Source organism: Actinomyces sp. ICM58, from assembly GCF_000283035.1.
Taxonomy (GTDB): Bacteria; Actinomycetota; Actinomycetes; order Actinomycetales; family Actinomycetaceae; genus Pauljensenia.
Genome location: NZ_ALIY01000014.1, coordinates 26,655 through 40,605, shown reverse-complemented (window position 1 = coordinate 40,605; position 13,951 = coordinate 26,655). Strand labels below are relative to the sequence as shown.

The following is a 13,951-nucleotide window of genomic DNA, read 5'->3' as shown; positions in this document are numbered from 1 at the left end:
CTGGCGGCGGGCGAACGATCTGTGTTCTGGCCGGCGGGGTACTCAATCCTTATCCTGCGTGTCACACCGAGGATTTCCGCGCGATCATCGACAGGGGCGGGCTGATCGTCTCGGAGGTTGCTCCCACCGCCCGTCCCGCGAAGTGGCGTTTTCTGACTCGCAACAGGCTGATCGCCGGGTGGAGCGCGGCCACCATCGTCGTCGAGGCCGGGGCTCGTTCGGGCGCTCTGGCCACGGCCAGGTGGGCGATGGGGTGCGGACGCGAGCTCGGTGCCGTGCCCGGGGCGGTGGATGCGCCCATGTCGGTGGGCTGCCTCGAACTGGCCAGGAACGGCGCGACGATCATTCGCGATGGCCGCGACGCCGCGGAACTGGCGGGCCCCATCGGGGCGGAGGATGTCGCCCCGCTCTTCGGGATGCCGGTCGAGCGAGATCACGGCATCGCCGCCCTGCCCCCGGTGGCGCGTCGCGTGTGGGAAGCGCTTCCGGCACGCGCGTGTGCGGATGTGTCCGCAATCTGCGTCAGTGCTGGGCTCGGCCGCGAGGAGGTGAGCCGTGCGCTGATGGACTTGGCCGTGGCTGGATTGGTCACCAGTTCCACCCGCGGGTGGGCACGCAGGGAGGGCGGGGACGCCGTAGGATGACGGCATGATCGAGAGCGTGGGGGACCAGTGGGGTGAGTATCTGCGACTGAGCCGCCGCATGAGCGAGCACACCATCGACGCCTACCTGGGGGACCTGCGAGCGCTCCTGGACTACGTGGGGCTTCGATGGGACGCGCCCGCCGGCGAGTTCGGCCAGGCGCTCACGCACCGCTCCATCCGCTCGTGGCTGGCCCACACGCTGGCCAGCGGGGGAGCACGCTCGACCATCGCGCGCCACACGGCGGCTATCCGCAATTTCACGGCGTGGGCCGTGCGCGAGGAGATCCTGGCGAACGACCCGGCCGCGGCGCTGACGAGCCCACGCGCGGATCAACGTCTTCCCACTCCCCTGGATGAGTCCGAGGCCCGCACCCTCATGAACCTGGCCCGCGCTGAGGCGGTGGACGGGAGTGCCGCGCAGATGCGCGCTTGGGCGATTCTCGAGCTCACCTACGCGTGCGGCCTGCGAGTGTCCGAAGTGTGTGCCCTCGACGTGTCCTCACTCAACCGTGAGGCTCTGACCGTGCGCGTGCTCGGCAAAGGAAATAAGGAACGCGTCGTGCCCTACGGCCCGCCGGCGCGCGAGGCACTCGACCACTGGCTGGTCCGAGGCCGTCCGCAGTTGGTCGCCCAATCCAGTGGCGAGGCCCTGTTTCTCGGCGACCGCGGGGGGCGCATTGATCCTCGCGTTGTGCGCTCGATGGTCCATCGGCTGGCCGCCAAGGCAGGAGTACACGACGTCGCCCCCCACGGGCTGCGCCACTCGACGGCGACCCATCTCCTGCAAGGCGGCGCGGATCTGCGCGCCGTGCAGGAGATGCTCGGCCACGCCTCCTTGTCCACGACGCAGCGCTACACGCACGTGGACACCGCTCGCCTGAGCGCCATCTATCAACGTGCTCACCCTCGCGCCTGAGGCCTCCTCTGGCGCTACCCGTCCCAGGGGAGGAGACGAGGCCGCCCCACCGTCAGGCGGATCGGGTCGATATATGCGGTCGGGCCCGTCTTCGCTCCCCAGTGCAGGGTGTCCGATCCCTCCTCGACGACCCCGATGACCTGCCCCGCGGTCACGGCCTGCCCTGCTGATACGCTCGGCGTGACTGGCAGATAGGTGGACCATACCGCGCGGCCGCGCACGTCGTGCCGAACAGACACGACCTGGCGACCGCCGACCTGGCCTGCGAAGGTCACCGTCCCGTTGGCGCACGCGTAGACCGGCGAGCCGGACGGATAGGAGAGGGTGACCCCCCGTCTGCCGGGCAGCCAGTCGTGGGCGGGAGGAGCGAAGGAGGTGACGACGGGCACGGGGGAGCCGCTGGGCCACTGCCAGAGTTTGCTGCTCTCCGTGCCGCCTGCTGGCGGAGCCAGGAGGGCGAGCACTATGGCGCCGAGGAGCAGTGCGAGAGCAGCGAGAGAACGCTCGGCGTGAAGCGGACGGTGATTCATACGTCCACGATGTGCCCGGGACCCCTGTGCGATCCAGTCGACGTTGTTGTCCTGTGCATGGCGCCCCGAACGCGCAGACCCCTGTGGATAATGCGGCGTCGGCGCGAGAGAGGCTCGTCACCCTGTGGATGGCCACCCAGGCCTCGTCGATGAACGTGAAAGTCGGCACACTCACACCCTCCACGTCCCGGAGGGTAGTGGGTCCATGAGGTAAGATAGCCGGGCACTTGCCTTGTGCAGGTGACTTCGCGTGCCATTTATCGCGACCTACGGGAGACCGCCAGGGTAGCGAGGCGCGGCGGCTTCGGTCCCTTTGGGGATGGTCGCCGGTCATGGCACCAGGGTACGCACCGCGTACAGCAAACCGATAACCCGGGGGAAACCCCACTGATCACTCGCGACTTGCGGGGAAAGGACGAACCATGGCAGTCGTTACCATGCGTCAGCTCCTCGAGTCCGGTGTCCACTTCGGCCACCAGACTCGCCGTTGGAACCCGAAGATGAAGCGCTTCATCCTCACCGAGCGCAACGGTATCTACATCATCGACCTGCAGCAGACCATCGCTGACATCGACATCGCCTTCGATTTCGTGAAGCAGACCGTCGCCCACGGAGGCACCCTGCTCTTCGTCGGCACCAAGAAGCAGGCCCAGGAAGCCGTGGCCGAGCAGGCCCAGCGCGTCGGCATGCCCTACGTGAACCACCGTTGGCTCGGCGGCATGCTCACCAACTTCTCGACCGTTGCCACCCGTCTGCAGCGCCTGAAGGAACTCGAGCAGATCGACTTCGACGACGTGGCCTCTTCCGGTCACACCAAGAAGGAACTGCTCATGATGCGCCGCGAGAAGGACAAGCTGTCCCGCACGCTCGGCGGCATCCGCGACATGGCCAAGGTTCCCTCGGCCGTGTGGATCGTCGATCCCAAGAAGGAGCACCTCGCGGTCTCCGAGGCTCGCAAGCTGCACATCCCGATCGTCGCCATCCTCGACACCAACGCTGATCCGGACGAGGTCGACTACCGCATCCCCGGCAACGATGACGCCATCCGCGCCGTCGCGCTGCTCACCCGCGTGATCGCCGACGCCGTCGCCGAGGGCCTCATCGCTCGCTCCGACGTGCGCAAGGGCAAGGGCGAAGAGACGGCTGCTGAGCCGCTGGCTGAGTGGGAGCGCGAGCTCCTCGAGGGCGAGATTCAGGCCGACGAGTCCGCCGCCGCAGCTGAGGCCGCCGAAGCCCCCAAGCAGGACTGAACTTTTAACTGAGAGGAATCATCCGATGGCGAATTTCACCGCTGCAGATGTGAAGGCGCTGCGTGAGCAGACCGGCGCCGGCATGATGGATGTCAAGAAGGCTCTGACCGAGGCCGACGGCGACGCCGAGAAGGCTCTCGAGATCATCCGCCTGAAGGGCCTGAAGTCCCTGTCCAAGCGCGAGGGCCGCCAGGCCTCCGCCGGCCTGCTGGCCGCGCAGACCGACGGCACCGTCGGCGTGCTGGTCGAGGTCAACTCCGAGACGGACTTCGTCGCGAAGAACCAGAAGTTCATCGACTTCTCCAACGAGGTCCTGGCCGCCGCCGTTGCCTCCGGCGCCGCCGACCTGGACGCGCTGCTCGCCGCCCCCATGGGCGAGGGCACCGTCAAGGACCGCCTGGACGCTTTCGCCGCGATCATCGGCGAGAAGCTGCAGGTTGGCCGCATCGTGCGCGTTGAGGGCGACAACGTCGACCTTTACCTGCACCAGACCAGCCCGGACCTGCCCCCGCAGGTTGGCGTCTTCGTCGTGACTGACGCTGCCGGCAAGGCCGTTGCCCACGACATCGCGATGCACGTCGCCGCCTACATGCCCGCTTACCTCAACCGCGAGTCGGTTCCCGCCGACGTGCTCGAGAAGGAGCGCGCCACCCTCGAGAAGATCACCCTCGAGGAGGGCAAGCCCGCCAACATCGTTCCCAAGATCGTTGAGGGCCGCCTGAACGCGTTCTACAAGGACAACTGCCTCGTTGACCAGGCCTACGCCCGTGACCCCTCGAAGTCCGTCGGCCAGATCCTCAAGGAGGCCGGTGCCACGGTCACCAACTTCGTGCGCGTGCACGTGGGTGCCTGATTCGGTCTGTGCGTCAGCTTGCTGACAGTTGGGAGCGGCTCCGCCTAACGGCGGGGCCGCTTCCCTTTTACCAGGTAGTATGGTTCCTAACCGTTCCGCCCATCCCGGGCCGTCATAAAGGAGAAGCGTCATGTCGACGAAGCGCCGCGTTTTGCTCAAGCTTTCCGGAGAGGCGTTTGGAGGTGGGTCTATCGGCTTGGACCCCAAGGTCGTCCGCAATATTGCTGAGCAGGTGGCGAGCGCCGTGCGCGAGGGCGTGCAGGTTGCGATTGTCGTCGGTGGTGGCAACTTCTTCCGCGGCGCCCAGCTGGCTCGTGAGGGCCTGGAGCGTTCCCGCGCCGACTACATGGGTATGCTTGGTACCGTCATGAACGCTCTGGCCCTCCAGGACTTCATCGACCAGTCGGGGATTCCCGCACGCGTTCAGACGGCCATCACGATGGCCCAGGTCGCTGAACCGTATCTGCCGCTGCGGGCGATCCGTCACCTGGAGAAGGGGCGCGTCGTCGTGTTCGGCGCCGGTGCAGGCCTGCCCTATTTCTCGACCGACACCGTCTCGGCGCAGCGCGCGCTTGAGATTCACTGTGACGAGCTCCTGGTGGCGAAGAACGGCGTGGACGGCGTCTACGACGACGATCCGAACAAGAACCCCAACGCGCATCGTTTCGACTCGCTGACCTATTCGGAGGCGCTGCGCCGCGACCTGAAGGTGATCGACGGCTCGGCGCTGGCGCTGTGCCGCGAGAATGGCCTGACCACTCGCATCTTCGGCATGGGTGGGGAAGGCGCGGTCACGCGCGCGCTCATGGGCGCTGAAATCGGTACCCTAGTGACGGCGTGATATAACCTTCACAGACCACTGACGTTAAGGAGCACATAGTGATCGACGATATTCTCCTCGAAGCCGAGGACAAGATGGACAAGGCCGTCGAGGCTGCCCGCCATGAGTTCACGAACATCCGCACGGGGCGCGCGACGTCTTCGATGTTCGAGCAGCTGCTGGTGGACTACTACGGCGCGCCCACCCCGATGCAGCAGCTCGCGAGCTTCCAGATTCCCGAGGCGCGCACGGTGCTGATTTCCCCCTTCGACCGCACGGCGACGCAGGAGATTATCCGCACGCTGCGCGAGTCCGACCTGGGCGTGAACCCCACGGACGACGGCAACATTGTTCGTGTCGTGCTGCCTGCGCTGACCGAGGAACGCCGCAAGGAGTACGTCAAGCAGGCTAAGAGCAAGGCTGAGGATGGTCGTGTCTCCGTGCGCGGCGTGCGCCGCAAGGCCAAGGATCAGCTGGATCGCCTCAAGAAGGATGGCGAGGCGTCCGAGGACGACGTCGATCGCGCAGAGAAGAACCTTGATTCGATGACGAAGGCTCACACGGAGCAGATCGACAAGATGCTCGCGACGAAGGAAAGCGAACTGCTGACGATCTGATGGCGTCAACGGATTCTTCACTGCTGGCTCGTATCTTTTCCCCGGGCCCCACGCGCGACAATCATCCAGCGAGTGGGGCGACGGGGAAGGCGGGTCGTAACCTTCCGCAGGCGATCACGACGGCGGTTGTCCTCATCGTTGCCGTCGCGGTCCCCCTGTTTACCTCGCTTCCGGCGTTTGTCGGCGTCATCGGCTTCGTGTGTCTCGTTGGTATCTGGGAGCTGGCCGGCGCTTTTGCGCGCATGGGCATCACGCTCACCGTGACACCGCTGTACGTGGGCGCGATCGGCATGATCACGTGTGCGTGGTGGCTGGGCAGCGAGGGCACGCTCTTCGCGCTGTATATCACGGTCTTCGTGTGCGCTGCGTGGAGGCTGCTCGACCGGCGGCAGGAGTCGCGGATGAGTGACGTCGTCTCCTCGACGTTCACGGCCGTCTACGTGCCCTTCTTGGCCTCTTTCGTCGTACTAATGCTCGCGGCGTGGCGCGATCCGTGGGTGTTTGTCGTCTTTGAGCTGATGGTCATCGCGAACGATACGGGCGGGTGGGCTGCCGGTGTCTTGTTCGGCAAGCATGCCATGGCGCCGGCTCTGTCTCCGAAGAAGTCGTGGGAGGGCTTCGCTGGTTCCGCGGCTACGGCGGTCGGTGTCGGTTGCGTGGGGCTGTGGCTGCTGGGTGCCGCCTGGTGGTGGGGCATCGTCGCCGGTGTTTCGATCGCGTTCGTGGGCACGATGGGTGACCTGACCGAGTCGCTGATTAAGCGCGAGTCGGGCCTCAAAGACATGTCCCACATCCTGCCCGGGCACGGTGGCGTTCTGGACCGGGTGGACGCGCTGCTGATGAGCGCGCCGGTCGCCTACTTCATCTTCGCGTGGGCGCTGCCCGGTATTTCTTGGGAGTCGAGCCATTGAGCCTCACGACTAAGACAGGACGCGGGGCGCAGGTTCGCTCCCGCGAGGAGGCCACGGCCTCGGCGCAGCGTCTCCACGGTGCGCGCCGAGAGGTGCGCCCGAGCGATCAGCCGCCGGAGGGGGCGACGCATAAGGACGCGAAGCCCGTCCTGTCCTTCACCGCTCGGCGCCGGGGCAAGGCGCCCGCGCATTTGGCTGATTTCGACGCGGCCGGGCGCAAGCAGGTGCTCAAGGACCTGGGGCTGCCCGCATTCCGTGCGGATCAGCTCTCGCGCCACTACTTCACGCACTTCGAGGCCGACCCTGAGCGCATGAGTGACATTCCGGCTGGCATGCGCGCCCAGGTGAGCGAGGCTCTCCTGCCGACGCTCGTATCGAAGGTCGTCTCGTTGGAGGCGGACGGCGGCCGCACGATCAAGGACCTGTGGCGGCTGTACGACGGGGCCCAGGTGGAGTCGGTGCTCATGCGCTACCCGCAGCGCACCACCCTGTGCGTGTCCTCGCAGGCCGGTTGCGGCATGGCGTGTCCGTTCTGTGCGACGGGTCAGATGGGCCTGACTCGTAACCTGTCGACGGCGGAAATCGTCGATCAGGTCCGCTACGCGCAGGCGGCATGCCGAGATGGAGCGCTCGCCGGTGGACCCACGACGCTGTCGAACGTCGTGTTCATGGGAATGGGTGAGCCGCTGGCCAATTACAAGACGGTGATCGGCGCCCTGCATCGCCTCATCGATCCCGCGCCAGAGGGTTTCGGTATGAGCGCGCGCAATATTACCGTCTCCACGGTCGGCCTGGTTCCCGCGATTAAGAAGCTCGCGGGGGAGGGGATGCCGGTGACGCTCGCGGTGTCGCTGCATGCTCCCGACGACGATCTGCGTGATGAGCTCATTCCGATCAACTCGCGCTGGAAGGTCGGGGAGCTCCTGGATGCTGCCCGCGCCTACTTCCTGGCAACGGGACGGCGCGTGTCGATCGAGTACGCGCTCATCAAGGACATGAACGATCAGGAGTGGCGCGCCCAGCTTCTGGCAGACGAGCTCAACAAACGAGGCCATGGCTGGGTTCACGTGAACCCGATCCCCCTGAACCCGACGCCGGGATCGATTTGGACGGCGTCTACGAAGCATGCCCAGGATGCGTTCGTCAAGCGCTTGCGCGACAACGGAATTGCGACGTCGATTCGCGATACCCGGGGTTCTGACATCGACGGCGCGTGCGGTCAGCTGGCCACGGCGGTTTCCGAGGGGCGCAGGTCCGCCGGTGAGGAGCACGCGTGAGGACGAACGATTTTTCGCGCACGTTCTTGCGCGAGGGCTACGACATGAGCGAGGTGCGCGCATTCCTCGCCGATGTGGAGCGCACAATCAGGGGGCAGGCGAGCGAGCCGGATCAGATCGTGACCGCCCGCAAGGCTGAGGAGATAGAGTTTTCCGTCAAGTTCCGTGGCTTCAACATGGACCAGGTGGACGCCGAGATCGATCGCTTGATCGGCGTGTTGAGGGGGCTTGATCGCGACCGCGAGTGGGCGGCCCAGCGTGAGGGCGAGGCCGGCGAGGAAGTGTCGGCTGCGCACGCGCACGAGCCCGCCCCGGCCTCGTTGACCGACTCGCGCAGCGGCCCCGAAGCGCCGGCAGTTCCTTCCGCAGTCTCTCAGGTGCCCGCAATTCCTTCCGCAGTCTCTCAGGCGCCCGCCGCCTCCGACATCTGGCCAATCGCCCCTGAGACGCGTATACCCCGGGCGGATTCTGGTGACGTGCTGGTGTCCCCGGAGCCGCCAGAAGCACTCGTTGTCCCCGCGCCGACCGTAGACGCGAGCGCGCCCGTGGCCACCGATAGCCTCGACGTCGACCGCATGCTCGATCGCCTCGCGGCCGATCCGCCCATCCAGACGGTCGTGGACCAGGTGGCCGCCGAGTTCGGCACCCAGGAGGCCGTCGATGAGATTCTTCGTTCCATGACTCAGAGTAAGGAGCAATGATGACTGAGTTCCCTAAGGTTGGTTTCTTCTCCAAGGGATACCACCGCGGACAGGTCGATGCGTTCTTTGAGGATGCGCGTCGCGCGTACGAGGGGGGTCTACCTCCCGAGCAGTTCAGCGCGGAACAGGTGCGCCTGGCGACCTTTGAGCTGAAGAACCGGGGCTACAACATCGAGGCCGTCGACGCCGCTATGAACCGCCTGGAGGCTGCGTTCGTTAAGCGTGACCGCGCCGATTCCGTGGCCGCCGAGGGCGAGGCCGCGTGGTACGACCGCGTCGCGGACCGCGCGACGACCCTGTATCCGCGCCTCCAGCGCCCCCGCGGTGAGCGTTTCGCCCACCCGAGCAGCGGGCGGGGCTACGACTGCGAGGCCGTGGATGATCTGCTTGATCGTATCGCCGCCTACTTCGACGAGGCCGGGGAGTTGACCGCGGACGAGATTCGCACCGCGACCTTCCGCGCTAAGCGTGGCAAGAAGGCCTACGCCGAGGGGCCGGTGGACGCCTACCTGGGGCGCGCGATCGAGATCCTGCTCGCGGTCGACTGATGGCTGGCCATCACGTGTCCGGGCTCGGCCCCATCCCCGTTGTTTTGCTCGGTTCGACCGGCTCGATTGGCACGCAGGCCCGCGAGGTCATCGAAGCGAACCGGGGCCGTTTCGACGTACTGGGCCTGAGTGCTGGCGGTTCGTCGGTTACCGAGCTCGCCGCGCAGGTCCTCGCCTTGAACCCCGCGTTCGTCGGCGTGGCCCGCGACGTGCGCGCGGAGCTGGCGGCCGCCGTGGAGTCGATGGGCGGCACGTGCCCGGAGGTATTCGTCGGCGAGGACGCCTCGGACGAGGTCGTGTGTGCTTCGGTTCAGCGCGCGGAGGAGCTGTATCCGAGTGTCACTCCCGTGGTTCTCAACGGTATTACGGGTGGCGTGGGGTTGTCGTCGACGCTCGCGTCCCTGCGCTGCGGCGCCCGCCTGGCGCTGGCGAACAAGGAGTCGCTGGTCGTGGGCGGCGCGCTGGTGAAGAATGCGATGCGTTTCCCCGGGCAGATCGTGCCGGTGGATTCGGAGCACTCGGCGATCGCGCAGGCCCTGGCTTCGGGCGTGCACGAGCGGGGGCTGACGTCGCCGGTCGTGTCGGGGCACTCGGAGGTCGCTGACCTGGTGCTGACTGCTTCGGGCGGGCCTTTCCGTGGTCGTACTCGCGAGCAGCTGCGCGGGGTGCGCGCGGCGCAGGCGCTGGCGCACCCGACGTGGGATATGGGTCCGGTCGTGACGATCAATTCCTCCACGCTCATCAACAAGGGCCTGGAGCTGATCGAGGCCCACCTGCTCTTCGACGTGGAGCCGGAGCATATTGTGGCGACGGTTCACCCGCAGTCGATCGTGCACTCGATGGTGACGTGGCGCGATGGGGCGACGACGTTGCAGGCATCCCCTCCGGATATGCGCTTGCCGATCGCGCTGGGGCTGACGTGGCCGGAGCGCCTCGATGGCGTGGAGGAGCCCCTGTCGTGGGGCAATCCTTCGCAGTGGACGTTTGAGCCGGTGGACGACCAGACGTTCCCGGCGATTAATCTGGCGCGTTTTGCCGTCGGCGCTTCGGCCACGCACCCCGCGGTGCTCAACGCCGCGAATGAGGTGATGGTCGACGCCTTCATCGAGGGCACCGTTCCGTGGCTCGCGATCGTCGACACTGTGTCGGCGATCGTTCATGAGCATGAGGGTGTCGCGGACCCCTCGCTGGAGGATATTGTGGCCGCGCAGCGCTGGGCCGACCGGCGCGCACGCGAGTGTGTCGCGGCTGGTCAATGGAAGGATATGTGAGCGTGGGTTCTATCGTCGGTATCGTCGTCATCATCGTGGGGATTTTGGCGTCGGTCGCGCTGCACGAGGTGGGGCACATGCTACCTGCCAAGAAGTTCGGCGTCCTGGTGCCGGATTATGCGGTGGGTTTCGGTCCAGCCCTGTGGAAGAAGAAGATCGGGGATACGACGTATGCGCTGCGCGCTATCCTGCTCGGCGGCTACGTGAAGATCGTCGGCATGTACGCGCCGGCGCGCCCGGGCACGCGCCTGGTGGGGCGGGGTGGTAAGCCGACGCTCGCTCAGGAGGCTCGCGAGGCCTCGGCGGAGGAGATCCCGCAGGGGCAGGAGCATCGCGCGTTCTACCTGCTCAGCGCGCCCAAGAAGGTCGTGGTGATGCTGGGCGGGCCCCTCATGAACCTGCTGATCGCGATCGTGCTCAGCGCCGTGACGATGATCGGGATCGGGGCTCCCACCGCCTCGCGCACCATCGCGGCGGTGCCGGCGACGATCTCCACGTCCTCGGGTGAGGTTGCTTCTCCCGCCTACGAGGCGGGGGTGCGTCCCGGGGACACGGTGGAGGCGTGGAACGGGCAGCCGGTCGCGACCTTCGCGGAGCTTCAGCAGGCCGTGGGTGCGACCCCCGAGGGCGAGTCCGCGACTCTGACCGTTGAGCGTGACGGTGGACGCGTGGATCTGACGGTGACGCCTGTCACGGCTGCTCAGGGCGCGCGTTACGTGGGAGTGACGGCCGCCTACGAGTACGTGTCGGCCTCGCCCGCGGACGTCGCTCGGGCTGACTGGCAGATGTTCACGGGCACCGCCTCGGTGGTTGTGCGCCTGCCGCAGGCCGTGTGGCAGGTGGGTCGCTCAATCGTCACCGACGAGGAACGTGATGCGAGCGGCGTCGTGTCGGTCGTGGGCGTGGGCCGCATGGCCGGTGAGGTGACGGGGGATTCGGCGGCCCTGGGCCTGCGCGACACCCGTCAGGTGGTCGCTGTGCTGCTGAGTCTGCTGGCGTCGCTGAACATGGCGCTCTTCGTCTTCAACTTGATCCCGCTTCCGCCTCTGGATGGCGGTCATATCCTCGGCGCCGTGTTTGAAGGCGTGCGCCGCCAGGCGGCACGCCTGCGGGGCGCGCAGGACCCGGGTCCCGCGGACACGGCTCGCCTGGTTCCGCTGACCTGGGCCGTGGGCGGCCTGCTCGTCGCGATGAGCGTCATCCTGATCGTCGCCGACATCGTCAAGCCCGTGTCCCTCGGTTGACGTGGCGGCGCCGACCCTATCGGCGGCGGGCGGAAAGCGAGCCTTCCCACGTGGCTGGCGTCCGCGTGGGAAGGAATGGCCCGGGTGCGCGATAATGGGCGGGTGAGTGAAATCAATCTTGGTATGCCCGACGTCGCGGCGTCGCCGTTCCCGCGTCGGCAGACGCATCGCCTGATGGTGGGAGACGTTCCCGTGGGCGGTGGGGCGCCGGTGTCCGTCCAGTCCATGACGACCACGAAGACACACGATATTGGCGCGACGCTGCAGCAGATCGCGGAGCTGACCGCCGCGGGCTGTGACATCGTGCGCGTCGCGTGCCCGACGGATAAGGATGCCGATGCGCTGCCGATCATCGCGAAGCAGTCCCGTATTCCCGTCATCGCGGACATTCACTTCAAGCCGAAGTACGTATTCCAGGCGATCGAGGCCGGTTGCGGCGCCGTGCGCGTGAACCCGGGCAATATCCGTAAGTTCGACGACCAGGTGAAGGACATCTGCAAGGCGGCCTCCGATCACGGCGTCTCCCTGCGCATCGGCGTGAATGCGGGTTCGCTGGATCCGCGCCTGCTGAAGAAGTACGGCCGCGCGACGCCCGAGGCCCTGGTCGAGTCGGCGATCTGGGAGGCCTCTCTTTTCGAGGAGAACGACTTCCACGACTTCAAGATTTCGGTCAAGCACCACGACGTGCTCACGATGGTTCAGGCCTACCGGATGCTCTCGGAGACGGGGGACTGGCCGCTGCACCTGGGTGTCACCGAGGCTGGGCCTGCCTTCCAGGGCACGATTAAGTCCGTGTCCGCCTTCTCGATCCTGCTGGCCGAGGGCATCGGTGACACGATTCGCGTCTCCCTGTCGGCGCCTCCCGTGGAGGAGGTCAAGGTGGGCACGAAGATGCTGGAGTTTTTGGGCCTGCGTGACAAGACCCTCGAGATCGTGTCCTGCCCCTCCTGTGGCCGAGCTCAGGTGGACGTGTGGACGCTGGCCGAGAACGTCACCGAAGGGCTCAAGGACCTGACCGTCCCGCTGCGCGTGGCCGTCATGGGGTGCGTCGTCAACGGCCCGGGTGAGGCTCGCGAGGCGGACCTGGGTGTCGCCTCGGGCAATGGCAAGGGCCAGATCTTCATCCGCGGTGAGGTGGTGGAGACGGTGCCCGAGGACCAGATCGTCGAGACACTGATCCGTCGTGCTAACGCGTTGGCCGAGGAACTCGGCCTCGAACCGGGGTCCGGAACCGTTGAGGTTGCCCCGATCACCGCCCCGGACGTGAAACTTCCGGGCATCGATCGCTGAGCGTTGGAGGATTCATTATGCGTCTTCGTACCCTTGCCTGCCTGTCCCTGATCGGCGGCGCGTGCGCGCTGGCGGCCAGCGGTTTTCCGCGGCGCATTGGCCTGACCGCGTCTCAGGCCGACGTGTCGCTGCCCGGCGACCTGCTCCTGCCTGGCGCGAACGTGGTCGTGGACCGCGGCGTCGCCATCGACGCCCCCGCCTCGGTCGTGTGGGACGTGCTCGGGCGCGCCTTTGAGCCCGAGGACGAGTCGACGATCGTGGACGTTGAGGAGGAGGATCACGTGCTCATGCGGGTGGCCGCGCCCGGCGCTCCCGCGGGGGCCCCGGCCTCGGGCACGTGCGTGATCGCCCTGCTGCCCCTGTCCCCGTCGCGCACCCTGCTGCACATTCGCGAGCGTCACGAGGCCTCGGGCCGTGAGCTGGCGCTCGTGTGGGCGGGCGTCACTGCGGAGTCCCTGTCGTCCCTGTCCATGCTGCGCGACATCCGCGAGGCATGCGTCGGCGGGCTTGCCGATGCCTGATTAGTCTCCTTCGAGCCCGTTCGGTTGGACAGCCATCCCCGTTGGTGTTGTAGTATCGCTTCGTATGCAACGCCGACGGGGATGTTGCACTATCCGAAGGGGGATACGGTGTTCGTCACTTCCACCGCTCTGCTCGCGCTCGTGGGCTTGTTCGTCGCGCTCCTGTGGGCGTGGACGTGGTCCGGCGTCGGCGCGAGCGCCCGTCGCGTCGCGATGCGCATGGATCTGCGCGGTGGATCGGCCAGCGCGGAGATGACGCGCCTGGTGTGGCCGCTCATGCCCCTGCTCTCCGTCGTCTGGTTCGTCACCGCTGACCTGGTGGGTCGTGAGGCCGCCGGTCTCGACACGCTCGGCCCCTGCGCTCTGCTCTTGGGCCTCCTCGCCGCCATGATCCTGGTCGCTGTCCAGTCCCTGTACCTGGGTGGCATGCCCGAGTGGGCCTACCCGGGGTGGATGGCGCGCCGCTACTACGCCGCGCACCCGCAGGCGCGCGAGCGCGAGCTGGGGGTCGGTGCTCTCATCTGAGGGACTTCGAGCCCCCGATGAGGGGCCACACGG

At 66.9% G+C, this 13,951-nt stretch carries 16 protein-coding genes; 15 read left to right on the top strand and 1 reads right to left on the bottom strand.

The window, feature by feature from the left end; all coding sequences use genetic code 11:
* Together HMPREF1138_RS00565 and HMPREF1138_RS00560 are read left to right on the top strand one after the other, a co-directional pair.
* Positions 1 to 644 (top strand): DNA-processing protein DprA (locus HMPREF1138_RS00565; RefSeq protein WP_009055195.1); only part of this gene is annotated, 644 nt, incomplete at its 5' end.
* Between the two features lie 4 nt (positions 645 to 648).
* The gene (locus HMPREF1138_RS00560; RefSeq protein WP_009055183.1) at positions 649 to 1,560 is read left to right on the top strand and encodes a tyrosine recombinase XerC; all 912 of its coding nucleotides are present in this window, start codon (positions 649 to 651) and stop codon (positions 1,558 to 1,560) included.
* A gap of 14 nt (positions 1,561 to 1,574) precedes the next feature.
* Here HMPREF1138_RS00560 and HMPREF1138_RS00555 read toward each other — a convergent pair whose 3' ends face one another.
* The gene (locus HMPREF1138_RS00555; RefSeq protein ID WP_081495940.1) at positions 1,575 to 2,090 is read right to left on the bottom strand and encodes a M23 family metallopeptidase; all 516 of its coding nucleotides are present in this window, start codon (positions 2,088 to 2,090) and stop codon (positions 1,575 to 1,577) included.
* Between the two features lie 422 nt (positions 2,091 to 2,512).
* Between HMPREF1138_RS00555 and rpsB the strand changes: the two genes are divergently transcribed.
* The 13 genes from rpsB (at position 2,513) to HMPREF1138_RS00490 (ending at position 13,918) form a co-directional block, all read left to right on the top strand.
* The gene (rpsB, locus tag HMPREF1138_RS00550; RefSeq protein ID WP_009055225.1) at positions 2,513 to 3,340 is read left to right on the top strand and encodes a 30S ribosomal protein S2; all 828 of its coding nucleotides are present in this window, start codon (positions 2,513 to 2,515) and stop codon (positions 3,338 to 3,340) included.
* Positions 3,341 to 3,365: 25 nt separating this feature from the next.
* Positions 3,366 to 4,193 carry a translation elongation factor Ts gene (gene tsf, locus HMPREF1138_RS00545; RefSeq protein ID WP_009055172.1) on the top strand — a complete coding sequence of 276 codons (828 nt, stop codon included), beginning with the start codon at positions 3,366 to 3,368 and terminating at the stop codon, positions 4,191 to 4,193.
* Between the two features lie 130 nt (positions 4,194 to 4,323).
* A complete protein-coding gene (gene pyrH / locus HMPREF1138_RS00540) occupies positions 4,324 to 5,034 on the top strand; it encodes a UMP kinase (protein ID WP_009055178.1) in 711 nt (236 codons plus the stop codon).
* A 38-nt stretch (positions 5,035 to 5,072) separates the two neighbouring features.
* The gene (gene frr / locus HMPREF1138_RS00535; RefSeq protein WP_009055199.1) at positions 5,073 to 5,630 is read left to right on the top strand and encodes a ribosome recycling factor; all 558 of its coding nucleotides are present in this window, start codon (positions 5,073 to 5,075) and stop codon (positions 5,628 to 5,630) included.
* Entirely contained in the window at positions 5,630 to 6,541 is a 912-nt protein-coding gene (locus HMPREF1138_RS00530) for a phosphatidate cytidylyltransferase (RefSeq protein WP_009055184.1), read from the top strand. The genes frr and HMPREF1138_RS00530 overlap by 1 nt, the downstream gene beginning before the upstream one ends.
* Before the next feature lie 92 nt (positions 6,542 to 6,633).
* Entirely contained in the window at positions 6,634 to 7,818 is a 1,185-nt protein-coding gene (rlmN, locus tag HMPREF1138_RS00525) for a 23S rRNA (adenine(2503)-C(2))-methyltransferase RlmN (RefSeq protein ID WP_155887110.1), read from the top strand.
* On the top strand, positions 7,815 to 8,519 hold the full coding sequence (locus HMPREF1138_RS10435) for a DivIVA domain-containing protein (RefSeq protein ID WP_009055174.1): 705 nt from the start codon (positions 7,815 to 7,817) through the stop codon (positions 8,517 to 8,519). Before rlmN ends, HMPREF1138_RS10435 begins: the two co-directional genes overlap by 4 nt.
* Positions 8,519 to 9,067 carry a DivIVA domain-containing protein gene (locus HMPREF1138_RS00515; RefSeq protein WP_009055203.1) on the top strand — a complete coding sequence of 183 codons (549 nt, stop codon included), beginning with the start codon at positions 8,519 to 8,521 and terminating at the stop codon, positions 9,065 to 9,067. The genes HMPREF1138_RS10435 and HMPREF1138_RS00515 overlap by 1 nt, the downstream gene beginning before the upstream one ends.
* Positions 9,067 to 10,338: a 1-deoxy-D-xylulose-5-phosphate reductoisomerase gene (dxr, locus tag HMPREF1138_RS00510; protein WP_009055219.1), complete on the top strand. Its 1,272-nt coding sequence runs from the start codon at positions 9,067 to 9,069 to the stop codon at positions 10,336 to 10,338. Before HMPREF1138_RS00515 ends, dxr begins: the two co-directional genes overlap by 1 nt.
* A 2-nt stretch (positions 10,339 to 10,340) precedes the next feature.
* Positions 10,341 to 11,582: a M50 family metallopeptidase gene (locus tag HMPREF1138_RS00505; protein WP_009055168.1), complete on the top strand. Its 1,242-nt coding sequence runs from the start codon at positions 10,341 to 10,343 to the stop codon at positions 11,580 to 11,582.
* A 123-nt stretch (positions 11,583 to 11,705) separates the two neighbouring features.
* Complete coding sequence (ispG, locus tag HMPREF1138_RS00500; RefSeq protein WP_039936278.1) at positions 11,706 to 12,872, top strand: flavodoxin-dependent (E)-4-hydroxy-3-methylbut-2-enyl-diphosphate synthase; 1,167 nt, start codon at positions 11,706 to 11,708, stop codon at positions 12,870 to 12,872.
* Between the two features lie 17 nt (positions 12,873 to 12,889).
* Positions 12,890 to 13,393 (top strand): hypothetical protein, encoded by a 504-nt coding sequence (locus HMPREF1138_RS00495; protein ID WP_009055192.1) that lies wholly within the window; start codon positions 12,890 to 12,892, stop codon positions 13,391 to 13,393.
* A 108-nt stretch (positions 13,394 to 13,501) separates the two neighbouring features.
* Positions 13,502 to 13,918, top strand: a complete 417-nt coding sequence (locus HMPREF1138_RS00490) for a hypothetical protein (RefSeq protein ID WP_009055170.1) — start codon at positions 13,502 to 13,504, stop codon at positions 13,916 to 13,918.
* Positions 13,919 to 13,951: the final 33 nt, after the last annotated feature.

Bases quoted from the DNA above. Each gene is read 5' to 3' on its own strand.
- pyrH (WP_009055178.1), top strand. From the start codon at position 4,324: ATGTCGACGAAGCGCCGCGTTTTGCTCAAGCTTTCCGGAGAGGCGTTT.
- HMPREF1138_RS00530 (WP_009055184.1), top strand. From the start codon at position 5,630: ATGGCGTCAACGGATTCTTCACTGCTGGCTCGTATCTTTTCCCCGGGC.
- HMPREF1138_RS00560 (WP_009055183.1), top strand. From the start codon at position 649: ATGATCGAGAGCGTGGGGGACCAGTGGGGTGAGTATCTGCGACTGAGC.
- HMPREF1138_RS00495 (WP_009055192.1), top strand. From the start codon at position 12,890: ATGCGTCTTCGTACCCTTGCCTGCCTGTCCCTGATCGGCGGCGCGTGC.
- tsf (WP_009055172.1), top strand. From the start codon at position 3,366: ATGGCGAATTTCACCGCTGCAGATGTGAAGGCGCTGCGTGAGCAGACC.
- dxr (WP_009055219.1), top strand. From the start codon at position 9,067: ATGGCTGGCCATCACGTGTCCGGGCTCGGCCCCATCCCCGTTGTTTTG.
- rpsB (WP_009055225.1), top strand. From the start codon at position 2,513: ATGGCAGTCGTTACCATGCGTCAGCTCCTCGAGTCCGGTGTCCACTTC.
- HMPREF1138_RS00515 (WP_009055203.1), top strand. From the start codon at position 8,519: ATGACTGAGTTCCCTAAGGTTGGTTTCTTCTCCAAGGGATACCACCGC.
- ispG (WP_039936278.1), top strand. From the start codon at position 11,706: ATGCCCGACGTCGCGGCGTCGCCGTTCCCGCGTCGGCAGACGCATCGC.
- HMPREF1138_RS00555 (WP_081495940.1), bottom strand. From the start codon at position 2,090: ATGAATCACCGTCCGCTTCACGCCGAGCGTTCTCTCGCTGCTCTCGCA.